General features: G+C 72.9%; 13 protein-coding genes. 6 read left to right on the top strand and 7 right to left on the bottom strand.

Translation table 11 applies throughout. From position 1 onward, the window contains the following. The 5 genes from ACWGKT_RS45645 to metK form a co-directional block, all read right to left on the bottom strand. Nucleotides 1-677 (bottom strand): adenosylhomocysteinase (locus ACWGKT_RS45645; RefSeq protein WP_453278365.1); only part of this gene is annotated, 677 nt, incomplete at its 3' end. Beyond that, entirely contained in the window at nt 658-1,590 is a 933-nt protein-coding gene (metF, locus tag ACWGKT_RS45640; protein WP_356156962.1) for a methylenetetrahydrofolate reductase [NAD(P)H], read from the bottom strand. The genes metF and ACWGKT_RS45645, both read right to left, overlap by 20 nt. Beyond that, nucleotides 1,587-5,120 carry a methionine synthase gene (metH, locus tag ACWGKT_RS45635; protein WP_453278364.1) on the bottom strand — a complete coding sequence of 1,178 codons (3,534 nt, stop codon included), beginning with the start codon at nt 5,118-5,120 and terminating at the stop codon, nt 1,587-1,589. Before metH ends, metF begins: the two co-directional genes overlap by 4 nt. Further along, nucleotides 5,117-6,100: a carbohydrate kinase family protein gene (locus ACWGKT_RS45630; protein WP_356156956.1), complete on the bottom strand. Its 984-nt coding sequence runs from the start codon at nt 6,098-6,100 to the stop codon at nt 5,117-5,119. The genes metH and ACWGKT_RS45630 overlap by 4 nt, the downstream gene beginning before the upstream one ends. Nucleotides 6,101-6,114: 14 nt before the next feature. Then, nucleotides 6,115-7,323: a methionine adenosyltransferase gene (gene metK / locus ACWGKT_RS45625; protein WP_453278363.1), complete on the bottom strand. Its 1,209-nt coding sequence runs from the start codon at nt 7,321-7,323 to the stop codon at nt 6,115-6,117. Nucleotides 7,324-7,497: 174 nt separating this feature from the next. Here metK and ACWGKT_RS45620 point away from each other — a divergent pair, with 174 nt between their 5' ends. Continuing rightward, nucleotides 7,498-8,067: a DUF3159 domain-containing protein gene (locus ACWGKT_RS45620; RefSeq protein ID WP_235460819.1), complete on the top strand. Its 570-nt coding sequence runs from the start codon at nt 7,498-7,500 to the stop codon at nt 8,065-8,067. A 394-nt stretch (nt 8,068-8,461) separates the two neighbouring features. Here the strand turns inward: ACWGKT_RS45620 and ACWGKT_RS45615 are convergent, their stop codons facing one another. Continuing rightward, nucleotides 8,462-8,650: an acyl-CoA carboxylase subunit epsilon gene (locus tag ACWGKT_RS45615; protein WP_453278362.1), complete on the bottom strand. Its 189-nt coding sequence runs from the start codon at nt 8,648-8,650 to the stop codon at nt 8,462-8,464. Next, on the bottom strand, nt 8,647-10,254 hold the full coding sequence (locus ACWGKT_RS45610; RefSeq protein ID WP_374295993.1) for an acyl-CoA carboxylase subunit beta: 1,608 nt from the start codon (nt 10,252-10,254) through the stop codon (nt 8,647-8,649). The genes ACWGKT_RS45615 and ACWGKT_RS45610 overlap by 4 nt, the downstream gene beginning before the upstream one ends. Before the next feature lie 232 nt (nt 10,255-10,486). On the opposite strand from ACWGKT_RS45610, the gene ACWGKT_RS45605 reads away from it, so the two are divergent. The 5 genes from ACWGKT_RS45605 to ACWGKT_RS45585 form a co-directional block, all read left to right on the top strand. Then, a complete protein-coding gene (locus tag ACWGKT_RS45605) occupies nt 10,487-11,413 on the top strand; it encodes an ACP S-malonyltransferase (RefSeq protein WP_453278361.1) in 927 nt (308 codons plus the stop codon). Nucleotide 11,414: 1 nt separating this feature from the next. Next, the gene (locus ACWGKT_RS45600) at nt 11,415-13,019 is read left to right on the top strand and encodes an AMP-binding protein (RefSeq protein WP_453278360.1); all 1,605 of its coding nucleotides are present in this window, start codon (nt 11,415-11,417) and stop codon (nt 13,017-13,019) included. Nucleotides 13,020-13,030: 11 nt separating this feature from the next. Further along, the gene (locus ACWGKT_RS45595) at nt 13,031-14,539 is read left to right on the top strand and encodes an AMP-binding protein (RefSeq protein WP_453278359.1); all 1,509 of its coding nucleotides are present in this window, start codon (nt 13,031-13,033) and stop codon (nt 14,537-14,539) included. A gap of 89 nt (nt 14,540-14,628) precedes the next feature. Beyond that, nucleotides 14,629-15,846 carry an alanine racemase gene (locus ACWGKT_RS45590; RefSeq protein ID WP_453278366.1) on the top strand — a complete coding sequence of 406 codons (1,218 nt, stop codon included), beginning with the start codon at nt 14,629-14,631 and terminating at the stop codon, nt 15,844-15,846. Between the two features lie 16 nt (nt 15,847-15,862). Next, on the top strand, nt 15,863-24,933 hold a 9,071-nt coding region (locus ACWGKT_RS45585), incomplete at its 3' end, for an SDR family NAD(P)-dependent oxidoreductase (protein ID WP_453278358.1).

The following is a 24,933-nucleotide window of genomic DNA, read 5'->3' as shown; positions in this document are numbered from 1 at the left end:
TTGTTGTCGAACTTCGACTTCGTCACGGCGTCGTTCACATTGATCGCCGGGAAGAGGAGCACGCCGTCGCGCTGCATCTCGTACAGACGGTGCACACCCGTCGTGGTCTCCTCGGTGACACCACGGATCTCCGAGGCGACGGCGGACCAGTCGAGGCCGCTACGCTCCAGCAGGGCGCGGATGACGACGAGTTCCTCGTTGTCGGCTGCCGGGAGCTCGCCCGTCTTGGCGTACTCGACGCCCTGGTGGACGAGGAGGGTGGCGTCACCGCCGTCGTCCAGGATCATGTTCGGGCCGCCGGTGGGGCTGTCCGCCCAGGTCAGGGCCTGCTCGGTGCACCACCAGTACTCCTGAAGGGTCTCGCCCTTCCAGGCGAAGACCGGGATCCCGGCGGCGGCGACGGCGGCGGCCGCGTGGTCCTGGGTGGAGTAGATGTTGCAGGAGGCCCAGCGGACCCGGGCGCCGAGCGCGACCAGGGTCTCGATGAGGACGGCGGTCTGCACGGTCATGTGCAGGGAGCCGGTGATGCGGGCGCCGGCCAGCGGCTGAGCCTCGGCGTACTCCTCGCGGATCGCCATGAGGCCCGGCATCTCGTGCTCGGCGAGGGTGATCTCCTTGCGGCCGAACTCGGCCAGGGAGAGGTCGGCGACCTTGTGGTCAGGGGTGTTGGCGGGCATGCGCGGGCCTCTCGGTGCGGTGGGTCAGGTTGCGGTGGATGTCGAGGGTCGCCGTGGAGCGGTTGAGGGTGATGTAGTGCAGGCCGGGCGCGCCCTCGGCGAGGAGCCGCTCGGCCAGGGCCGTGGCATGGTCGACGCCGATGCGGTGGGCGGTGTCGGGGTCGTCACGGGCCGCCTCCAGGGCCTCGGCCAGGTCCCGCGGGAAGCGTGCGTCGCTCAGCTCGGCGAAGCGCTGGATCTGGCGGGCGTGGACGGCCGGCATGATCTCCGGGATGATCGGCGTCTCGCAGCCGGCGGCCGCCACGCGGTCGCGCAGCCGCAGGTAGTCCTCGGCGTCGAAGAACATCTGCGTGATGGCGTAGTCGGCGCCGGCCCGGCACTTGGCGACGAAGTGCCGGATGTCGCTGTCCCAGTCGGACGAGCGCGGGTGGCGCTCCGGGAAGGCGGCGACACCGATGCTGAAGTCCCCCGCCGAGCGGACGAGTTCGACGAGCTGGTAGGCGTGGCGCAGGCCGTCGGGGTGCGCGGTCCAGGGGCCGCGCGGGTCGCCCGGCGGGTCGCCGCGCAGGGCCAGGACGTCGCGGATCCCGGCGTCGGCGTACTGGCCGACGATGTGCCTGAGCTCGGCCACCGAGTGGTCGACGGCGGTGAGGTGGGCGACCGGGCGCAGCGTCGTCTCGGCGGCGATCCGGCGGGTGACGGCGATCGTACGGTCGCGGGAGGAGCCGCCCGCGCCGTACGTCACCGATACGAAGGTGGGGGCGACGGCCTCGATCCGCCGGATCGCGTCCCACAGGGTCCGCTCCCCCGCCTCCGTCCTGGGCGGGAAGAACTCGAAGGAGTAGGTGCGGACTCCTGCGGCCAGCAGGTCCCGCAGGGAACCGGCCGACGAGGTGGTGGCGGCTGTGGTCATCGGTCGGTCTCCTCGGCCGGGCCGCCGGTCGTCTTGAAGTAGACGGCCTCCGGGTGGTGCAGGATCAGGGCGTCCGTGGACTGCTCCGGGTGCAGCTGGAACTCCTCGGAGAGCGTGACCCCGATGCGCTCCGGGCGGAGCAGGCCGGCGATCTTGGCGCGGTCCTCCAGGTCGGGGCAGGCCGGGTAGCCGAGGGAGTAGCGGCAGCCCTGGTAGTCGGTACGGAGCATGCCCGCCAGGTCGGCGGGGTCCCGGTCCGCGATGCCCAGTTCGGCGCGGACGCGGGCGTGCCAGAACTCGGCCAGCGCCTCGGTCAACTGCACGGACAGGCCGTGGAGTTCGAGGTAGTCGCGGTAGGCGTCGGCGGCGAACAGCTCGTTCGCTGCCTCGGAGACGCGGTTGCCCATGGTGACCGTCGTGAACGCCACCACGTCCGTCTCCCCCGAGACCGAATCCACTGCGTCCTGGGGGCGGAAGAAGTCGGCGAGGCACAGGTACCGGTCGCGCTGCTGGCGCGGGAAGGTGAAGCGGGTGCGTTCGGTGCCGTCCTCGTCGAGGACGATCAGGTCGTCGCCCTTGGAGACGCAGCGGAAGTAGCCGTGCACGACGGCCGCTTCGAGCAGGTTGTCGGTGTGCAGCCGGTCCAGCCAGGCGCGCAGCCGCGGCCGGCCCTCCGTCTCGACCAGTTCCTCGTACGAGGGTCCGCTCCCGCCGCGGGCTGACTTGAGCCCCCACTGCCCCATGAACGTGGCGCGTTCGTCGAGCCATGAGGCGTAGTCGGCGAGCGGGATGCCCTTGGTGACGCGGGTGCCCCAGAAGGGCGGGGTGGGGACCGGGTTGTCGGTGGCCACGTCCGAGCGGGCGGGCAGGGCGCGCCGCTCCTCCCCGGTCCGGGGCGTCGCCGTCGCGCGCACCCGGCGGCGCTTGAGTTCGGGCAGTTCGGCTCCCGCCTCGCCGCGCTTGAGGGCGGTCAGGGTGTCCATCAGACGCAGGCCCTCGAAGGCGTCCCGGGCGTAGCGCACCTCGCCGTCGTACATCGCGTGCAGGTCCTGCTCGACGTACGCCCGGGTGAGCGCGGCTCCGCCGAGGATGACCGGGTAGGTGGTGGCGAGGCCGCGGTCGTTGAGCTCCTGGAGGTTCTCCTTCATGATCATCGTGGATTTGACCAGGAGGCCCGACATGCCGATGGCGTCGGCGCGGTGCTTCTCGGCCGCCTCGACGATCGCGGAGACCGGCTGCTTGATGCCGAGGTTCACCACGTTGTAGCCGTTGTTGGTGAGGATGATGTCGACGAGGTTCTTGCCGATGTCGTGGACGTCGCCCTTGACCGTGGCCAGCACCAGGGTGCCCTTGCCGGAGGAGTCGGAGCGCTCCATGTGCGGTTCGAGGTGGCCGACGGCGGCCTTCATCACCTCGGCGGACTGGAGCACGAACGGCAGCTGCATCTGCCCGGAGCCGAAGAGCTCGCCGACGGTCTTCATGCCGTCGAGGAGGATGTCGTTGACGATCTCCAGGGCGGAGTGCCCGGTCAGCGCCTCGTCCAGATCGGCGGTCAGGCCGCCCCGCTCACCGTCGACGATGCGTCGGCGCAGCCGGTCGGCCAGCGGCAGCGCGGCCAGTTCGGCGGCGCGGGAGGCCTTCACCGAGCGGCTGTCGACGCCCTCGAAGAGCTCCAGATAGCGCTGGAGGGGGTCGTAGCCCTCGCTCCGCCGGTCGTGCACCAGGTCCAGCGCGCACTCCAACTGCTCCTGCGGAATACGTGAGATGGGCAGGATCTTCGAGGCGTGCACGATGGCGGAGTCGAGTCCGGCGGCCACGCACTCGTGCAGGAAGACCGAGTTGAGGACGGTGCGGGCGGCCGGGTTGAGCCCGAAGCTGATGTTGGAGAGGCCCAGGGTGGTCTGTACGTCCGGGTGGCGGCGCTTGAGCTCCCGGATCGCCTCGATGGTCTCGACGCCGTCGCGGCGCGTCTCCTCCTGTCCGGTGGCGATGGGGAAGGTCAGACAGTCGACGAGGATGTCGCCCTCGGCCATCCCCCACTGGCCGGTGAGGTCGGCGATGAGACGCTCGGCGACGCGCAGCTTCCACTCGGCGGTACGGGCCTGGCCCTCCTCGTCGATGGTGAGCGCGACGACGGCGGCACCGTGCTCGGTGACCAGCGGCATGATCCGCGCGAACCGGGAGTCGGGACCGTCCCCGTCCTCGTAGTTGACGGAGTTGACGACGGCCCGGCCGCCCAGCCGCTCCAACCCGGCCTCCAGGACGGCGGGTTCGGTGGAGTCGAGGACGACGGGCAGGGTGGAGGCGGTGGCGAGTCGGCCGGCGAGCTCCTTCATGTCGGCGACGCCGTCGCGGCCCACGTAGTCGACGCACAGGTCGAGCAGATGCGCGCCGTCGCGGATCTGGTCGCGGGCGATCTCGACGCAGGTGTCCCAGTCCTCGCGGACGAGGGCCTCGCGGAACGCCTTGGAGCCGTTGGCGTTGGTGCGTTCGCCGATGGCCAGGTAGGAGGTGTCCTGCCGGAACGGTACGGAGGTGTAGAGGGACGCGGCGGCCGGCTCGGGGCGCGGGTCGCGGCGCGCCGGTTCGAGGTCGCGTACGGCCTCGGCGACCTGGCGCAGATGCTCGGGCGTGGTGCCGCAGCAGCCGCCGACCAGGCTGAGGCCGTGCTCGGCGACGAACTGGCGGTGCGCGGCGGCGAGTTCCTCCGGGCCGAGCGGGTAGTGGGCGCCGTCGGCGGTGAGCACGGGCAGGCCCGCGTTGGGCATCGCGGAGATGCCGGTGCGGGCGTGCCGCGACAGGTGACGCAGGTGCTCGTTCATCTCGGCGGGGCCGGTGGCGCAGTTGAGGCCGATCAGGTCGATGCCGAGGGGTTCGAGGGCGGTCAGGGCCGCGCCCGTCTCGGAGCCGAGCAGCATGGTGCCGGTGGTCTCGACGGTGATCTGCACGAACAGCGGCAGATCGGCCCCCGCCCTGCGCAGGGCGCGGCGGGCGCCGATCAGGGCGGCCTTGGTCTGCAGCAGGTCCTGGGTGGTCTCGACGAGCACGGCGTGCGCGCCGCCCGCGATCAGGCCCTCGGTCTGCTCCTGGTAGGCGTCGCGCAGAGCGGCGTACGGGGCGTGCCCGAGGGTGGGCAGTTTGGTGCCGGGGCCGACCGAGCCGAGGACCCAGCGGGGCCGTTCGGCGGTGCTGTGGCCGTCGGCGACCTCCCGGGCGAGCCGGGCGCCGGCCTCGGCGAGTTCGCGGATGCGGGAGGCGATGCCGTACTCGCCGAGATTGGCGAGGTTGGCGCCGAAGGTGTTGGTCTCGACGCAGTCCACGCCCGCGGCGAAGTAGGCGTCGTGGACGGAGCGCACGATGTCGGGGCGCGAGACGTTGAGGATCTCGTTGCAGCCCTCGTGGCCCTGGAAGTCGTCGAGCGTCGGCTCCCGGTCCTGGAGCATGGTGCCCATGGCGCCGTCGGCGACGACCACCCGGGTGGCGAGGGCGCCCCGCAACTGCTGTGCGGTCGCGCTGCGTTGGGCGCTCACAGGACGGCCTCCAGGAACGGGACGAGGGCGGCGGCGGCCGGCTCGCCGTAGCCCTCGACGAGCCTGGCGGTCACGGTCGTACGGTCCAGGACGTACTCCTGGGGGCCCGGGGCTTCGAGGGCGAGGCCGGCCAGGACGCAGCCGAGGCGGGCCGCCGCCGGTTCGGGCAGGTCCGCGGCGAGCCCGGCGAGGAAGCCGGCGCGGAACGCGTCGCCGACGCCGGTGGGGTCGGCGGCCTCGCGCACCCGGGTGGCCGGCACGGTGACAGCGGGTTCGCCCGCGCGTTCGATGCGGACGCCGTCCGCGCCGAGCGTGGTGACCCAGGAGCCGACCCGGTCGAGTATCTGACCGCTGGTCCAGCCGGTGCTCTCCCGGACCAGCGCGGACTCGTAGGCGTTGGTGAACAGGCGGTCCGCGCCGTCGACGAGGGTGCGCACCGCCTGCGGGTCGAGGCGGGCGAGCTGCTGCGAGGGATCGGCGGCGAACGGGATGCCGAGCCGCCGGCACTCCTCGGTGTGGCGGACCATCGCCTCGGGGTCGTTGGGCGAGATCAGCACCAGGTCGAGGCCGCCGAGCCGCTCGGCGACCGGGGCGAGGGCCAGGGTGCGGGCCTCGGCCATGGCTCCCGCGTAGAACGTGGCGATCTGGTTCTGCGCCCGGTCGGTCGTGCACACGAAGCGGGCGGTCTGCGCGGTGGGCGACACATGGACGGAGTCGGTGTCGACGCCGTGCTCCTTCAGATGGACCTGGTAGTCGGCGAAGTCCGGCCCCACGGCGCCGACCAGGACCGGGGAGAGCCCCAACTGGCCGAGGCCGTAGGCGATGTTGGCGGCCGCTCCGCCGCGGCGTACCTCCAGGGTGTCGGCGAGGAAGGAGAGCGAGACGTTCGACAGCTCACCGGGGACCAGGTGGTCGGTGAAGCGGCCGGGGAACGTCATCAGATGGTCGGTGGCGATGGAACCGGTGACGGCGATCCGCATGAGCCCGCCCCCGCTCAGCCGGTGGCGGCCTGGCGGAGCTTGTCCGCCCGGTCGGTGGCTTCCCAGGTGAAGTCGCCGCCGATACGCCCGAAGTGGCCGTACGCGGCGGTCTGCGCGTAGCGCGGGCGCAGCAGGTCGAGGTCGCGCACGATCGCGGCCGGGCGCAGGTCGAAGACGTCCGTGACGGCCTGCTGGATCCGCTCGACCGGCACGGTCTCGGTACCGAACGTCTCGATGAACAGGCCGACCGGGGCGGCCTTTCCGATGGCGTAGGCGACCTGTGCCTCGCAGCGCCGGGCGAGACCCGCGGCGACCACGTTCTTGGCGACCCAGCGCATCGCGTACGCGCCGCTGCGGTCCACCTTGGAGGGGTCCTTGCCGGAGAACGCGCCGCCGCCGTGGCGGGCCATGCCGCCGTACGTGTCGACGATGATCTTCCGTCCGGTCAGGCCGGCGTCGCCCATCGGGCCGCCGATCTCGAACCGGCCGGTGGGGTTGACCAGGAGCCGGTGCCCGGTGGTGTCCAGGTCGAGGCCGGCCAGGGCGGGCTCGATGACGTGCTCGCGCAGGTCGGGGACGAGCAGCGTTTCCAGGCTGATGTCCGGGGCGTGCTGGGAGGAGACGACGACCGTGTCCAGGCGGACCGGGCGGTCGCCCTCGTACTCGATGGTGACCTGGGTCTTGCCGTCCGGGCGCAGATAGGGCAGCGGACCCTCCTTGCGGACCTCGGCCAGACGGCGGGCGAGGCGGTGCGCGAGCGCGATGGGCAGCGGCATCAGCTCGGGGGTGTCGTCGCAGGCGTAGCCGAACATCAGGCCCTGGTCGCCGGCGCCCTGCCGGTCGAGCTCGTCGACCTGGGCGGCACCGGTGGCGCCCTCCACGCGGCTCTCGTAGGCGTCGTCCACGCCCTGCGCGATGTCGGGCGACTGGGCGCCGATGGAGACGGAGACTCCGCAGGAGGCGCCGTCGAACCCCTTGGCCGACGAGTCGTAGCCGATGCCGAGAATCGTCTGGCGGACCAGCGTGGGGATATCGACGTAGGCGGCGGTGGTGACCTCGCCGGCGATATGCACCTGGCCGGTGGTGATCAGGGTTTCCACCGCGACGCGGGCGCCCCGGTCCTGGGCGAGAAGTGCGTCGAGAATGGTGTCGCTGATTTGGTCGGCGATTTTGTCGGGATGGCCCTCGGTCACCGACTCCGAGGTGAACAGTCGACGGGACACGCTTTCCTCCAGCCGTTCCCTGAGCCGGAACGGGCCTAGTCCGGGAATTGTTGTCGCAAGAGCGTGCGTCGGCTTGGTTGGGGACGGCTAAAGTGCGTGTTCTTTTCCGGTGTTTTCCGCTTTAGCGCCCCGCAAGGAACGGCTGACTCAATGGCGGGTAGAAAGGAGCTTTCCATGACCCGCTACCTCATCAGCTTCCTACCTTGGATCGCCTACGCCGCGATCGCGACGAGCGACGAGTGGCGCAGCGGCGCGGAGTGGGGACTGGCGATCGCCGCGTTCGTGATCTTCCGGGGACGCAAGTCGGGCAAGCAGTGGGACGAGATGGTGATCGAGGTGAGTGCCCTCGCGTTCTTCGCGGGCATCACCTGGCTCTCGTACAAGCAGCCCGACTCCAACCTGATCCCCTACGGCCCTGCCCTCGTGGACGCCTGGCTCGCCGCCACGGCGTTCGGTTCGCTGCTCATCGGGCGGCCGTTCACGCTGGGTCTGGCGCGAAAGATCGCGCCGGAGCATGTGTGGAAGACGAAGGCGTTCTTCCGCACGAACGCGACGATCACCACCGTGTGGGGGGTGTCCTTCCTCGTCGCGGCCGGTGCGCTGGCCGTGCTGATCAAGGCCGATCCGCACGCCACCACCGCCGCCATCGTCATCAAGGTCGTCACCTTCATCGTCCCCGTCCTGTTCACCATGCGCTATCCCGCCATCGCCGCGCAGAAGGCTCGGCAGGCCACGGTTCACTGACGTGGTCCTGCGCGGTCATTGAGCGCCGTTGCCCGGAAGTCCCGGAGCAGCGGCGCTCTTTGGCGTGCGCCGGCTTCGGCATTTTTTGCCCACCCACCCGCCCGACTCGGTTGATCGAGAGGAGAGGCAGAGGCGGGCAGCTCACTCGGTCGAGGGGCGGGACGGAAGCGGCTCGGCTCGGTGGGGCGGGTGACGCAGCGGCGCCGCCACCCCGGAGGGGAGGGCAGTGGCGCTCTTTGGCGTGCCCGGTACACCGGCCCAGGTACCAGGGGGCTCCCGGACCATGGAACCCCGGACCATGCCCACCCACCACCCGTCTCGGTAGGTGGAGAGGAAAGGCGCCGCTGCCTCCCGGTCGAGTGGCAGCGGCGCCTTGGGCATAGAGGACCCGGGGCTAGGAAGTCGACCAGGAGCCCGGTAGGCGGTGGGTGGGTTGGACCCAGCCTGTGGACAGGGGGCGGGGGGAGGTGGTCGGTTCCGTGCCTCGGAGGAGGGCCAGGAGGACGACCGTGACGGCGGCGAGTTGTTCCGGGTCGGGGTCGCCTCGTACGACGCGGATGGGGTGGTCCTCGGCGCCGCTCATACCGGCTGGTTCCCGTGCTTGCGGGACGGGATCGTGGCGTGCTTGGCGCGCAGCATCGCCAGCGAGCGGATGAGGACGGCCCGGGTGTCCGCGGGGTCGATGACGTCGTCGATCAGGCCGCGCTCGGCGGCGTAGTAGGGGTGCATCAGCTCCTCCTGGTACTGCTGGATGCGCTGCGCGCGCGCCGCCTCCGGGTCCGGCGCCGCGGCGATCTCACGGCGGAAGACGACGTTCGCGGCGCCCTCCGCGCCCATCACCGCGATCTCGTTGGTGGGCCAGGCGAAGGTCAGGTCGGCGCCGATGGACTGGCTGTCCATGACGATGTACGCGCCGCCGTACGCCTTGCGCAGGATCACCGAGATCCGGGGGACGCTCGCGTTGCAGTACGAGTAGAGGAGCTTCGCGCCGTGGCGGATGACGCCGCCGTGCTCCTGCTCGCGGCCCGGCAGGAAGCCCGGGACGTCGACGAGCGTGACGAGCGGGATGCTGAAGGCGTCGCAGGACTGGACGAAGCGGGCCGCCTTCTCACTGGCGTTGATGTCCAGGACGCCGGCGAAGGAGGAGGGCTGGTTGGCGACGATGCCGACGACGTGGCCGTCGAGCCGGGCCAGGGCACAGATGATGTTGGTGGCCCAGCCCGCGTGCACCTCGAAGACCTCGCCGTCGTCGACGATCTCCTCGATGACGGGACGCATGTCGTACGAGCGGCCGGGGTCGCCCGGCACCAGGTCGAGGAGGGCTTCGGAGCGCCGGGTCGGTGAGTCGTCGGGGCGTACGGCCGGCGGCAGTTCGCGGTTGTTCTGCGGGAGCATGGAGAGGAGGTAGCGCACTTCCGCGAGGCATTCGGCCTCGTCCTCGAACGCGAAGTGCGCCGCGCCCGAGACGGTGGCGTGGACGTCGGCGCCGCCGAGCTGGTCGTGGCTGATCTGTTCGCCGGTGACGGCCTGCACGACGTCCGGGCCCGTGATGTACATCTGCGAGGTGCCGCGGACCATGAACACGTAGTCGGTGAGCGCCGGTGAGTAGGCGGCGCCGCCCGCGCAGGGGCCGAGCATCACGCTGATCTGCGGGATGACCCCGGACGCGGCCACGTTGCGGCGGAAGATGCCGCCGTAGCCGGCCAGCGCGGTCACGCCCTCCTGGATGCGGGCGCCGGCGCCGTCGCTGAGGGCGACCAGCGGCGCGCCCGCGGCAAGCGCCAGGTCCATCACCTTGTGGATCTTCGAGGCGTGCGCCTCGCCGAGGGAGCCGCCGAAGATCCGGAAGTCATGGGCGTAGACGAAGACCGTGCGGCCCTCGACCGTGCCCCAGCCGGTGACCACGCCGTCCGTGTAGGGCCGCTTGTTCTCCAGGCCGAAGCCGGTGGCGCGGTGCCGGCGCAGCGGCTCGACCTCCTGGAAGCTCCCCTTGTCGAAGAGCAGTTCGAGGCGTTCGTGGACGGTCAGCTTGCCCTTGGCCCACTGCTGCTCGGTGGCGCGTGGGCCGGGCCCCTCACGCACGGTCTGTTTGACCAGGTCGAGCAGGGCCACGCGGGAGCGGGGGTCGGGGCGTGGCGGCGGCTGGGTCATGGGGGCGAGTGAGGTGGTGTCCTCGGTCACGGTCATGGGTCACCCATCCAGGTGGCTCAGGGTATTCGGACCGTCAATTCAAACCGGGCGGTCCGGCAAGGGGCCACAGCGATCACCCCCTATGGTCGGCGGCGGCCCCCTACTAAGGGTGGCGGACGGGGTCGAATAGGGGTTGGTGGGGCGTTGCCCGGCATCTAGAACTGTCCGAACGAGGCCAGTTCGCGACAAGACGGGTGCTGCGATGACAACGGCGATGGTATTCCCGGGAATGGGGCCGACGCGTTTCCGGGAACTCGGGCGCTTCCTCCTTCTCGATTCCCATGCCAAGAAGCTGCTTGCGGTCGCGGACGACGTCCTCGGCCATTCCCTTTTCGACGCGTTCCGGGAGAGCGAGGACGAGTACGCCCCGGCGGCGCAGGTCGCCTTCATGGTGGTGTGCACGGCGCTCGCCGAGCGGGCACGCGAGGACCTCGGCGCCGAACCGGCGGTGTGCGCGGGGCCCAGCTTCGGCGAGAAGCCCGCGGTCGGTTTCAGCGGCGCGCTCGACTTCGCGGACACGGTGCGGATGACGGCGGGGCTGGCGCGGTGCACCGCGGAGTACTTCGCGCGCGAGCACCGGGACGTGGTGACGCAGTCGTTCGTCCGGGCCCCGGCCAAGGCGCTGCGCGAGCTGTTCGCGGGGATGGACGCCCGGGGCGCCTGGCACGAGGTGGCCTGCCGTCTCGACGAGGGGTTCCAGATGGTGTCCGTGCACGAGGCCGAACTGGAGACCTTTCAGCGGGAGTTGCGGACGATCGGTGCCCTGCCCCTCTACGTGATGCGCCCGCCGATGCACTCCTCCCTGTTCACCGGACTGCGCGAGCTCGCGGCCCGCGAGGTCATCGACGCCCTGCCGCTGCGCGACCCGGCGCTGCCGGTGATCGCCGACCAGGACGGCACCGAACTGACCACCGCCGCCGAGCTGCGGCAGATGCTCCTCGACCACTTCGTCCGCCCCGTCGACTGGCCCGCGACCCTCGACGCGCTCAAGGCCCGCGGCGTCGAACGCCTCGTGATCGCCGGCCCGGACGCCCTGTTCGGCCGCGTGGAGTCGGCAACCTCCCGCTTCGAGGTGGTCCCGGTGTCACCGGAGCGCACGCTGCGCGCGCCGTCGGCCCGGCCCGCGAGTGCCGTGACGGCCGCGGCGGGGGTGTGACATGACGACCCAGGTCTCCCCCGGCCGCGAGCAACAACTCGCGGCTGACGAGGGCCGGTTCGCGGGCAGCCTGCACGGGCTGTTCCTGCGCGGGCTCGCCGTCTCGCGCGAGCGCGAGTGCTTCCGGGTCGACGGGCGCGGCACCACCTACGCCGAGGCCCACCGGGCGGCTCTCGCGCTCGCCGGGGCCGCCGTCGAGGCGTGCGGCGGTGTGCCGCGGACCGTCGCCGTGCTCGGCAGCAAGAGCGGCGAGGCGTACACCGGGCTGCTGGCCGCGCTGTACCTGGGCGCACGGGCCGTACCGCTGCACCCCGACTTCCCCGCCGCCCGCAACCGGGCCGTCCTGGAGGCCGCCGAGGCCGACGTCGTGATCGCCGACGACCGGGGCGTGGCGGCGTACGAGCGGATCGGCATGGCGGGCGTGCCCCTCGTCGCGGCCGGCGCGCGGACGCTGCCGGGCACGCCGCTCGACGCGCCCCGCGCGGTGGACCCTGAGGACACCGCCTACATCCTGTTCACGTCCGGCTCGACTGGCCGCCCCAAGGGCGTGCCGACCACGCACCGCGCCGCCGACAGCTACTTCCGTACGCAGCACGGGCGGTACGGCTTCGGGCCCGACGACGTCTTCACGCAGACCTTCGACCTCACCTTCGACTGCGCGATGTTCGACCTGTTCTGCGCCTGGGGCGCGGGCGCCCGGGTGGTGCCGCTGCCGATGCGGGCGTACCGGGCACTGCCGGAGTTCCTCGCCGAGGAGCGCGTGACGGTGTGGTTCTCTACCCCGGCCGCCATCGCGCTGGCCCGCAGGTCGGGGGCGCTGGCCCCGGGCGCGCTGGACGGGCTGCGCCGGTCGCTGTTCGCGGGCGAGCCGCTGCACCGGCACGACGCCGAGGCGTGGCAGGCCGCGGCACCGCACAGCACCGTGGAGAACCTGTACGGCCCGACCGAGCTGACCATCACCGTCACCACGCACCGCCTCTCGCCTGCCACCCCCGACGAGCGGTACGTCAACGGCATCGTCCCCATCGGGCCGGTGTACGAGACCCTCGACCACGTCCTGGTCGGCCCCGACGGCTCCACCGGCGGCGACGAGGGCGAACTGTGCATCGCCGGCCCGCAGATGTTCGGCGGCTATCTCGACCCCGCCGAGGACGAGGGCCGCTTCCTCGACCACGACGGGCGGCGCTGGTACCGCACCGGCGACCGGGTGCGCCGCTGGCCGGACGGCGAGATCGCCTACCTCGGCCGCGCCGACGACCAGGTGCAGGTGCAGGGCTGGCGCGTGGAGCTGTCCGAGGTCAGCCACGCCCTGCGCGCCCTGGACGGGGTGGAGGACGCGGTCACGGTCGCCGTGCCGGTGGCCGGCAGCCACGAACTGGTCGCCTTCTACACCGGCCGGGCCGCCCAGAGCGCCCTGCTCGCCAAGGAGTTGACCACGGACCTGCCCAAGGCGATGGTGCCGCGGCTGCTGACGCACCTGGACGAGTTCCCGATGAACGCCAACCGCAAGATCGACCGCTCCGCCCTCAGGTCCCGCGCGCAGACGCTCCTGGACCGCGGCCGCACCCCGAGCCGACCCGACGCCGATCCTGCCACGGACCACTAAGGAGAGACCCCGTGGACGAGAACCTGACCAAGGACGCGACGCTGCTGCATCACCTCGTCGACGCCCAGGCCGCCGCGCGCCCGCAGGACGTCGCCGTGCGTGACGCCCGGGACTCCTGGACCTGGGAGCAGCTCGCGGCGCAGACCCGGGCGGTGGCCGACTGGCTGCGCCGGGCCGGTGTGACGCCGGGCGACCGGATCGTCGTACGGCTGCCGAACGTGCGCGAGACGACGGCGCTGCTGTACGCGGCCTCCCGCGTCGGCGCCGCGCTGGTGCCGATCAGCGCCGAGATGAAGGAGTTCCACCTGCGCGCGGTGATCGCCGACTGCGAGCCGCGTCTCGTGGTCGTCGCGGACGGCGTGGGCGAGTGGGTGTCGGGCCTGACCGAGCGACCGGTGCACGAGGTCGGCGCGCTGTGGTCCGAGCTGGCGGCCGACGGGGACACCGCCGAGGCCGGCCAGGCCCCCGACACCCCGGCCGTGCTCATCTACACCTCCGGCTCGACCGCCACCCCCAAGGGCATCATCTGCCCGCACGCGCAGATGCTGTTCGCCGCGCGCTCCATCAACGAGGTGCTGGGCTACCGCGCCGACGACACCGTCTTCGTCCGCGTCCCGCTCTCCTTCGACTACGGCCTCTTCCAGGTGCTGCTGTGCGCCGTGTCCGGCGCGAGCCTGGTCCTCGCCGACTCCGAGGCGGACTCCAAGCTGCACATCCTCATCCGGGAGAGCGGCGCCACCGTGCTGCCGCTGGTGCCCTCGCTGGGCGGACCGCTGATCCGGCTCGCGCAGCGCGACCCGCGTCCGACCCGGCTGCGTATGTTCACCAGCACCGGCGCGGCCCTTGAGCAGCGGATCATCGACGGCCTGTGGAAGTGCTTCCCGGGTGCCCGGGTGGTGCGGATGTACGGCATCTCGGAGTGCAAGCGCATCACGATCATGCCGCCGGACCAGGACCAGGAGCGTCCCGGCTCCTCCGGTCTGCCGATCCCGGGCACGCGGGTGGCGATCCTCGACCCCGACGGCAACGAGGTGCCGGCCGGCGAGAGCGGCGAGATCACGGTGACCGGCCCGCACGTCATGGCCGGGTACTGGAACCTGCCGGAGATCACCGCGCGCACCTACCGCCCCGACGCCGAGACCGGCGGAACCCGGCTGTTCACCGGGGACTACGGCCGGGTCGACGCCGACGGCTACCTCTACTTCGAAGGCCGCCGCGACGACATGTTCAAGCGCAAGGGCATGCGGGTGTCCACGATCGAGATCGAGGGCGCCGCGATGGACATCCCGGGCGTGCGCAACGCGGCCGCGCTGAAGCCGACCGCCGACCGCGACCTGATGATCTTCGTGGAGTCGGACGAGCTGACCCCGCAGGCGGTGCTGCGCGAGCTGGCCACCCGCCTGGAGGCCGTGAAGGTGCCCGCGCTGTGCAAGGTGCTCGACGCGTTCCCGCTGACCTCCAACGGCAAGAACGCCAAGCAGCAGCTGGCCGCGCTGCTCGACGCCGAGGGCGCCAAGTGACCACGTCCACGGGTACGGCCACGAGCAGGGCCACGGGTACGGCCACAGGTACGGCCACAGGTACGGTCACGGCCGTCGAACAGGCCGCACTGGACCGGGACTTGGTCGCCCGGTACGGATCGCCGCTGTACGTGTACGACCTCGACCGGGTGGCCCGGGCCCGCGCCGATCTGCGCGCGGCCCTGCCCGAGGGGGTCACGCTCTACTACTCGCTGAAGGCCAACCCGCACCCGGGCCTGGTCCGCGCGCTGCGCGAGGGCGACGGCGGCTGCCGTGCCGAGGTGTGCTCCACCGGCGAACTGGCCTCCGCCCTGGAGGCCGGGCATCCGGCGGCGTCGATCCTCTACTCCGGTCCGGGCAAGACGGCCGGTGAGCTGGCCGTGGCGCTCGCCGCCGGGGTGCGTACCTTCTCCGTGGAGTCGGCGGGCGACCTGCGCCGGCTGGGCGCGCAGGCCGTCCGCCACGGGGTCGTGGCCCGGGTGCTGCTGCGGGTCAACAGCGCGGCGGCCGCGGCGACCACGAGCATCCGGATGACCGGGACGCCGTCGCAGTTCGGCATCGACGCGGAGACCCTCCCTGCCCTGCTGCCCACCCTCCTCGACGTACCGGGGACGGAGGTGGCCGGAGCGCACTTCTTCCCGTTGTCCAACTCCAAGGACGAGGACAGCCTGATCGCCGAGTTCGAGGCGACCGTCGAGCAGGCCGCGAAGCTGGAACGCGAACTCGGTCTCCCGCTGCGGATGCTGGACATCGGCGGCGGCTTCGCGGCACCCTACTCGGTGCCCGGCGACCGGCCCGTCTACCCGAACCTGCGGGCCGCCCTGGAGAAGGCCCTGGACACCAGGCTGCCGCGCTGGCGCGAGGGCGCACTGGAGATCGCCTGCGAGTCGGGCCGGCACCTGGTCGGCGACAGCGGGCGGCTGCTGACGACCGTCACCAACGTCAAGGAGAGCCGGGGCCGCGTCTTCGCGATCCTCGACGCGGGCATCAACACCCTCGGCGGCATGGCCGGTCTCGGCCGGCTGCTCCCGCTGTCCGTGGACCCGGCCCACCACCGCACGGGCGACCCGATCGCCGTCAGTCTGGCGGGCCCGCTGTGCACCCCCGGCGACCTGCTGTCGCGCTCGGTGCGGATGCCGGCGCCGGAGCCGGGCGACGTGCTCGCGGTGCCGAACATCGGCGCCTACGGCCCCACCGCCAGCCTGCTCCTCTTCCTGGGCCGGCCGGCCCCGGTGGAGGTGCTGCTCAGCGGCGGCGAGGTGGTCTCGGCCTCGCGTCTCGCCACGACCCGTACCGAAGTCGCATAACCCACACTGGAGTTCAGTGACCATGACCGAGTCCGCCGCTCAGCCCGCCCACGACCTCTCCGGACAGCCTTCGCCGGCAGTCGAGTCGACCGGTATGCCCAGGGCCGCCCAGGAACGGCGGCTGCTCAGGCTCGTCGTCGAGCAGGCCGGGGCGGCACTGCGCGCGGCGGGCCGGGAGGCGGAGGGGGAACTCGATCCGTCGCTGCCCTTCCTGCAGCTGGGACTCGACTCGCTGGCCATCGTCGACCTGCAGCGGCGGCTGTCCGCCGCGACCGGCGTCGACCTGCCGGTGTCCATCGCCTTCGACCATCCCACCCCCCGGGCGCTCGCCGACCGGCTGCTGCGCGAACTGCTCGGCGAGGCGGCGGACGAGACGGACGCCCTGGACGGCTACGAGGGCCGGGACCCGGCCGAGCCGGTCGCGATCGTCGGCATGGCCTGCCGGTACCCGGGCGGTATCGCCTCGCCCGGTCAGCTGTGGGAGCTGGTCGCGGCGGGCGCCGACGCGATCGGTCCGCTGCCCGAGGACCGCGGCTGGGACGTGGCGGGACTGTACGACCCGGACCCGGACGCGCCGGGCAAGACGTACGCGCGCGAGGGCGGATTCCTCTACGGCGCCGCCGAGTTCGACGCCGACTTCTTCGGGATCAGCCCGCGCGAGGCCGCCGCGATGGAGCCGCAGCAGCGGCTGGCGCTGGAGACGTCGTGGGAGGCCCTGGAGCACGCGGGCGTCGACCCGACCGCGCTGCGCGGCAGCACCGCCGGGGTGTTCGTGGGGGCCGAGCCCCAGGAGTACGGCCCGCGTCTGCACCAGGCCCCCGAGGGTTACGAGGGGCACCTGCTGACCGGCGGCGCCACCAGCGTCATCTCCGGCCGTGTCGCCTATGCCCTGGGTCTGGAGGGCCCGACCCTGACCGTCGACACGGCCTGCTCGTCGTCGCTGGTCGCGCTGCACCTGGCGGCGCACGCGCTGCGCTCGGGCGAGTGCTCGCTGGCGCTCGCGGGCGGGGTGGCCGTGATGTCGAGCCCCGGTACGTTCACGGCGTTCAGCCGGCAGCGGGGCCTGGCCCCGGACGGCCGCTGCAAGCCGTTCGCGGAGGCCGCCGACGGCACCGGCTGGGCGGAGGGCGTCGGCTTCCTCGTCCTGGAGCGGCTCTCCGACGCCCGCCGAAACGGCCACGAGGTCCTTGCGCTCCTGCGGAGTTCGGCCGTCAACCAGGACGGCGCGAGCAACGGACTCACCGCCCCGAACGGCTCGGCCCAGCGCCGCCTCATCCAGCGGGCGCTGGCCTCGGCGGGCCTGACGGGCGCCGACGTCGACGCCGTCGAGGCCCACGGCACCGGCACCCGCCTCGGCGACCCCATCGAGGCGGGCGCCCTCCTCGCGACCTACGGACAGGACCGCGCCGAGCCCCTGTGGCTGGGCTCCGTCAAGTCGAACCTGGGGCACACCCAGGCCGCCGCGGGCGTGGCCGGGGTCATCAAAATGGTGGAAGCGCTGCGCCACGAGCTGCTGCCGCGCACCCTCCACGTGGACGAACCCTCGTCCCGGATCGACTGGTCGGCCGGTTCGGTGGCACTGCTGACCGAGCAGCGGGCGTGGCCGGCCGGGGATCGGGTGCGGCGCGCGGGCGTGTCGTCGTTCGGGATCAGCGGCACCAACGCGCACGTGATCGTCGAGGAGGCACCCGCCGAGGAGCCGGCCACGGCGGCCGCGTCGACCGCGACACCGTCACTGCCGGTGGTGCCGTGGATCGTGTCCGGCAGGACCGACGAGGCGCTGCGTGCCCAGGCCGACCGGCTCGCCCAGCACCTGCGCGAACACCCCGGCCTCCCCGCCGAGTCCGTGGCGTCGGCCCTCGCGGGCCGTACGGCGTTCCCGCACCGCGCCGCCGTCGTCGCGGCCGACCGGGAGACCCTGCTGTCCGGAGTCGAGGCCGTCGCCCGGGGCGAGGCCCCGCTGCGCGACGAGCCGGCCGGCGGCCCGCTGGCGTTCCTGTTCACCGGGCAGGGCAGCCAGCGCATCGGCATGGGCCGCGAACTTTACGAGACCTACCCCGAGTTCGAGCGGGCCTTCGACGAGGTGTGCGCGGCGCTCGACGTGTATCTCGAACGCCCGCTGCGGGACGTCGTGTTCGGCGAGCACGGGCTGTACGGCGAGGCCGGCACCGAACTCGACGCCACGCACTACACCCAGCCCGCCCTGTTCGCCCTGGAAGTCGCCCTGTTCCGGCTGCTGGAGGCCTGGGGCGTGCGGCCGGACGTGCTGGCCGGGCACTCGATCGGTGAGCTGGCGGCAGCGCACGTGGCCGGGCTGTGGTCGCTGGACGACGCGGCGCTGATCGTGTCGGCGCGCGGCCGGCTGATGCAGCAGCTGCCGGCCGGGGGCGCGATGGCCGCGATCCAGGCGACGGAGGACGAAGTCCTGCCCGCGCTGCCTGAGGGCACCGGTATCGCCGCCGTCAACGGCCCGATGTCGGTGGTCGTCTCCGGCCCCGAGGCGGGCGTGGACAAGGTCGTACGACACTTCTCCGAGACCGGCCGCAAGACCAAGAAGCTCACCGTCAGCCACGCCTTCCACTCCCCGCTGATGGAACCGATGCTCGCCGAGTTCCGCCAGTTCGCCCAGGTACTGAACCCGATGCGGCCGAGCATCCCGCTCGTGTCCACGCTGACCGGGCGCGAGGTGTCGTACGAGGAGCTGGCCGACCCCGAGTACTGGGTGCGGCACGTCCGCGGGGCGGTGCGGTTCGCCGACGCGGTCCGCACGCTCGAAGAGCAGGGCGTCCGCACGTTCCTGGAGCTCGGTCCGGACGCCGTGCTCACGGCGATGGGCGCGGAGTCGGTGACCGACGGGCAACTGCTGGCCGCCCTGCGCCGCGGGCACGGCGAGCCCGGCACGCTGGTCGGCGCGGTCACCGCGCTGCACCTGCGCGGCGTACCGGTCGACTGGTCCGCCTACCTGGGCCCGGACCGGGAAGCGGCGCCCCTGCCCACCTATGCCTTCCAGCGGCGGCGCTACTGGCTCGACGCCCTGGACGACGGCGCGGCCGACCCGGCCTCCCTCGGCGTCTCGGACGCGGAACACCCGCTGCTGGGCGCCGCGCTGACCGTGGCGGGCTCGGAGCGCCTGGTCCTCACCGGTCGCCTCTCGGTGCGTACGCACCCCTGGCTGGCCGACCACGCGGTGGGCGGCACGGTGCTGCTCCCCGGTACCGGGTTCCTCGAACTCGCGGTACGCGCCGCGGACTTGGCGGGCTGTGACAGCGTCGAGGAACTCACTCTTCACGCACCGCTGGTCCTGGCGGACGCCGAGTCGGGCGTCGAGATCCAGCTCGTGGTCGAGGAGCCGGGGCCGGACGGCCGCCGCCCGCTGACCGTGCACTCCCGCACGGCCGACTCGGACTGGACCGCGCACGCCCAGGGCCTGCTGGCCCCCGCGGCCGCGGCCACCCCGGCCGACTCCCCCGACATCTGGCCGCCGCAGGGCGCCGAGCCGCTCGACGTGACCGGCGCGTACGCCCGCATGGACGCCCAGGGGTACGGCTACGGACCCGCGTTCCAGGGCCTGCGCGCGGCCTGGCGGCAGGGCGCGGAGCTGTACGCCGAGGTCGCCCTGCCCGACGGCGTGGACCCGGCCGGCTACACCCTGCACCCCGCGCTCCTGGACGCGGCCCTGCATGTCATCGGCCTCGACGAGGAGGTCGACGGCCCCGAACTCCCCTTCGCCTGGACCGATGTGACCGTACGGGCGGCCGGCGCGACCGCGCTGCGCGTGCACGTCTCCCCGGCCTCCTCCGGCGTTCGGCTGCACCTGGCGGACCCGGTCGGCGCGACGGTCGCGACGGTCGGCTCGCTGGTCCTGCGCCCCGCGGCGGACGGGGCCCCGGCCGGCCGGACGGTGCCGCTGTACCGGGTCGAGTGGACCCCGGTCCAGGGTCCGACGGTGGACACGGCCGGGTTCGAGGTGGTGTCGGGCGCCACGGTGGGCGAGGTCCTGACCTCGCTGCAGGCTTCGCTCGCGGGCGAGGCACGGTCGCTGGTGATGACCCGGGGGGCGGTGACGCCGGCCGCCGGGAACGCCGGTGGCGACACGGGCCTGGAGCAGGCGGCGGTGTGGGGACTGGTGCGCGCGGCGCAGGCGGAGCACCCGGGCCGGATCGTGCTGCTGGACGTGGCTGCCGACGCCGCCGTTCCCGACGTACTGCCGGACGGCGAGTCGGAGTTGGCGCTGCGCGGGACCGAGTGGTTCGTGCCGCGCCTGGTCAGGGAGACCGCCCCGGCGGACAGCGGCTCGTGGTCCACCTCGGGCACGGTGCTGGTGACCGGCGGCACCGGCGGCCTGGGCGCGCTGACGGCCCGGCATCTGGTGGCCGAGCACGGGGTGCGGGGCATACTGCTGGTGGGCCGCCGCGGCGCGAGCGCACCGGGTGTCGACGAACTCGTCGCCGCACTGCGCGAGTCGGGTGCCGACAGCGTGACGGTGGAGGCCTGTGACGTCTCCGACCGTGAGGCGCTGGCCCGGCTGCTGGACGCCCACCCGGACGTCACGGCGATCGTGCACGCGGCGGGCGTCCTCGACGACGCCACCTTCGACTCGCTCACGCCGGAGCGGCTGGCGTCGGTGTGGGCGCCCAAGGCGCTCGCGGCCCGGCATCTGCACGAGCTGACGGCCGACCGGGACCTCGACGCGTTCGTCCTGTACTCGTCGGCCGCCGCCACCTTCGACGCCCTCGGCCAGGCGAACTACGCCGCGGCCAACGCCTACTTGGACGCGCTGGCCGCACACCGCCGCGCCCAGGGACTTCCCGCACTGTCGCTGGCGTGGGGCCTGTGGGACCCCGAGGCCGGCGGCATGGCGGCCGGCCTAGCCCCCGCCGACGTGTCGCGCGCCGCGCGGGCCGGAACCCCCGCGCACGGCGTGGCGGCCGGCCTGGCGATGCTGGACGCGGCCGCTGAACTGCCGGACGCCCCGGCCCATGTCCTGGCCCTGCGCCTCGACCAGCAGGCGCTGACGCGCCGCGCCCGCACGGAGGAACTGCCCCCGGTCCTGCGCGGACTGGTCCGCACACCGACCCGCCGCACAGCGGGCACGGCCCTCACGGAGTCCGGTTCCCTTGCGGACGAACTGGCCCGCCTCGGCGCGGCCGACCGCGAACGGCGCCTCCTCACCCTCGTCCGCGCGCATGTCGCGGCGGCCCTCGGCCACGACGGCCCGCAGGCCGTCGACCCGGAACGCGGCTTCGGCACCCTGGGCTTCGACTCCCTGGCGGCCGTCGAACTCCGCAACAAGCTGGGCGCGGCGACCGGGCTCCGGCTCCCCGCGACCCTCACGTTCGACTACCCGAACGCGACGGCTGTGGCACGCTACCTCGACGAACAACTCGTGGGCTCCGACGAGTCGTTGGCGGTCGATTCACCGGTCGAGCGGCGGGATGCGCCCGGGTCGGACGACCCGGTCGTGATCGTCGGCATGGCGTGCCGCTACCCCGGCGGGGTCACCTCCCCGGAGGGTCTGTGGGGTCTGCTGGCCGCCGGTGGCGACGCGGTCTCCGAGTTCCCGTCCGACCGCGGCCCGCTGTGGCAGGAGTCGTACGACCCCGACCCGGAGGCCGTCGGCAAGACGTACGTCAACCAGGGTGCCTTCCTGGACGGCGCGGCGGACTTCGACGCGGACTTCTTCGGGATCAGTCCGCGTGAGGCGGTGGCGACGGACCCGCAGCAGCGGGTGCTGCTGGAGACGTCGTGGGAGGCGTTCGAGCGGGCGGGCATCGACCCGGCGTCCCTGCGCGGCAGCTCCACCGGCGTCTTCGCCGGCGTCATGTACCACGACTTCGCCCCGCGCCTGCACGACGTCCCGGAGGAACTCGCCGGTTACCTCGGCAACGGCGGACTGGGCAGTGTGGTGTCCGGCCGTGTGTCGTACGCGCTGGGTCTTGAGGGTCCGGCGGTGACGGTGGACACGGCGTGCTCGTCGTCGCTGGTGGCCGTTCATCTGGCGGCGCAGGCGCTGCGCGCCGGTGAGTGCTCGCTGGCGTTGGCCGGTGGTGTGACGGTGATGTCGACGCCGGACACGTTCGTGGACTTCAGCCGGCAGCGGGGTCTCGCTGCGGACGGCCGGTGCAAGCCGTTCGCCCAGGCCGCCGACGGGACCGGTTGGGGCGAGGGCGTCGGCGTCCTGGTCCTGGAACGCCTGTCGGACGCCCGCCGCAACGGGCACCAGGTCCTCGCGGTCGTGCGCGGCTCGGCGATCAACCAGGACGGCGCGAGCAGCCAGCTCACGGCACCGAACGGACCCTCCCAGCAACGGGTCATCCGCCAGGCGCTCGCCTCCGCGAGCCTGGCTCCGACCGATGTGGACGCGGTCGAGGGGCATGGGACCGGGACGCGACTCGGTGACCCGATCGAGGCGCAGGCACTGCTGGCCACGTACGGCCAGGACCGTGCCGAGGACGCTCCGCTGTGGCTGGGGTCGATCAAGTCGAACCTGGGCCACACGCAGGCCGCCGCCGGTGTCGCCGGGATCATCAAGATGGTGCTGGCCATGCGGCACGAGGAGCTGCCGCGGACCCTGCACGTGGACGCGCCGTCGTCGCACGTGGACTGGTCGGCGGGTGCGGTGGAGCTGCTGACCGAGGCCCGGCCCTGGCTCGCCGGGGAGCGGACCCGGCGTGCCGGTGTCTCCTCCTTCGGGATCAGTGGCACCAACGCGCATGTGATCGTGGAGGAGGCTCCGGCCGAGCAGCCCGCGGCGGCGGTGCCGGCGTCCGGGCTGCCCGTGGTGCCGTGGGTCGTCTCCGGCAAGACCGCCGAGGCGGTGCGGAGGCAGGCGGCGCGACTGCTTGAATTCGCTCGTTCCGACGCCGAGTTGGGGCTTGTCGACGTGGGCTGCTCGCTCGTCACGCGCCGTGCCTCGTTCGCGCACCGCGCCGCTGTGGTGGCGGCGGATCGGGACGGGTTGCTGGCCGGGCTGGAGGCCATCGCCGGTGGGGCGGTGACGCCGTCGACCGCTGGTGGGTCGGTCGCGTTCCTGTTCACGGGGCAGGGGAGCCAGCGGGCCGGGATGGGGCGGGAGTTGTACGAGGCCTTCCCCGCCTTCGCAGCGGCGCTCGACGACGTGTGCGCGGCCCTCGACCAACACCTTGAACGGCCCCTGAAGAACGTCATGTTCGGCGGGGAAGGGCTGGACGAGACCGGATACACCCAGCCGGCCCTCTTCGCCCTGGAAGTCGCCCTGTTCCGGCTGCTGGAGGCCTGGGGCGTGCGGCCGGACGCGCTGGCCGGGCACTCGATCGGTGAGCTGGCCGCCGCACATGTCGCCGGCCTGTGGTCCCTCGAAGACGCCGCGCTGATCGTGTCCGCGCGCGGCCGGCTGATGCAGCAGCTGCCCGCCGGGGGCGCCATGGCCGCCATCCAGGCGACCGAGGACGAGGTCCTGCCCGTCCTTCCCGAGGGCACCGGTATCGCCGCCATCAACGGCCCGACCTCCGTGGTCGTCTCCGGACCGGTGGACGGCGTCGAGCAGGTCATGGCGCACTTCTCCGAGACGGGCCGCAAGACCAAGAAGCTCACGGTCAGCCACGCCTTCCACTCCCCGCTGATGGAACCGATGCTCGCCGAGTTCGAGCAGATCGCCACGCGGCTTACCTACGGCGAGACGTCGATCCCGATCGTGTCGACGCTGACCGGCGAGCAGGTGTCGTACGACGACCTCTCGAACCCCTCCTACTGGGTCCGCCACGTCCGTGAGGCCGTCCGCTTCGCCGACGCCGTGGCGGCACTGGACAAGCAGGGCATCGGTACGTTCCTGGAGCTGGGCCCGGACGCGGTACTGACCGCCATGGTCGCCGACCCCCGCGCCATCCCCACCCTGCGCCGCGACCGCACCGAACCCCAGGCCCTCGTCGAAGCCCTCACCCGACTCGACACCACGGACTGGGCCACCTTCTTCGGCCCCGGTCGGCACCCCGTCGACCTCCCGACCTACGCCTTCCAGCACGAGTCCTTCTGGCTCGCCGCTACGGCGGCACGGGCCGGCAGCGCCTCGGAGTTGGGACAGTCGGACGCCGAGCACCCGCTGCTGCATGCCGCGGTCGAACTGCCGGACGCCGAAGGCGTGTTGTTCACCGGCCGGCTGTCCCTGGCCACCCACCCGTGGCTGGCCGAGCACGCGGTGAACGACACGGTCATCGTGCCCGGAGCGGCGTTGGTCGAGATCGCCGTACGCGCCGGGGACCAGGTGGGACTCGGAACCGTCCGTGACCTGACCCTGCACGCCCCGCTCGTCGTGCCGCGGACCGGCGCCCTCGCGCTCCGTGTCCGTGTCGGCGAGGGCGAGGAGCCCGCCGTCACCGTCCACTCCCGCCCCGACGGCGAGGACGGGGCCTGGACCCTGCACGCCGAGGGATCCCTGTCCGCCGATGCCGTCGAGCCCGCCGCCGACCTCTCCGCGTGGCCCCCGGCCGGCGCCGAACCGGTCGACACCAGCGCCCTCTACGACGACCTGGCCGCGATGGGTCTGGAGTACGGCCCCGTCTTCCAGGGCCTCACCCACGCCTGGCGCGGCCCCGACGGCACAGTCCACGCCGAGGTCGCCCTCCCCGAGGAAACGGACCCGGGCGCCTTCGCGCTGCACCCGGCGCTGCTGGACGCGGCGCTGCACGCCCTGACGTACGCGGGTGCCGCGGAGAGCGCGGAACTTCCCTTCTCCTGGAGTGACGTGGCTGTACATGCCGCGGGGGCGAAGGCCCTGCGGGTGCGCGTCACCGGTGAGGGCTCGGGCTACCGGCTCGACCTGGCCGACCCCACGGGCGCGCCCGTCGCCACCGTGACCGGCCTCGCGCTGCGGCCACTGGCTCCGGTCGGCGACACGTCGGCCTCGCGTGACCTGTACCGGATCGACTGGACTCCGGTCACCGCTCAGGCCACCGAGCCCACCGCCGCGTACACGATCCTGCACGCGGCCACGGCCGCCGAACTGCTCCCGCAGCTCCAGGCCCACCTCGACGGCGAACAGCCTCTCCTCGTCCACACCCGCCACGCGGCCACCGACCCGGACCAGTCCGCCATCCGCGGCCTGACCCGCGC

Source organism: Streptomyces sp. NPDC054794, from assembly GCF_053611585.1.
Note: the sequence above shows the minus strand (reverse complement) of the source record. Positions and strands in the feature narration are given on the sequence as shown.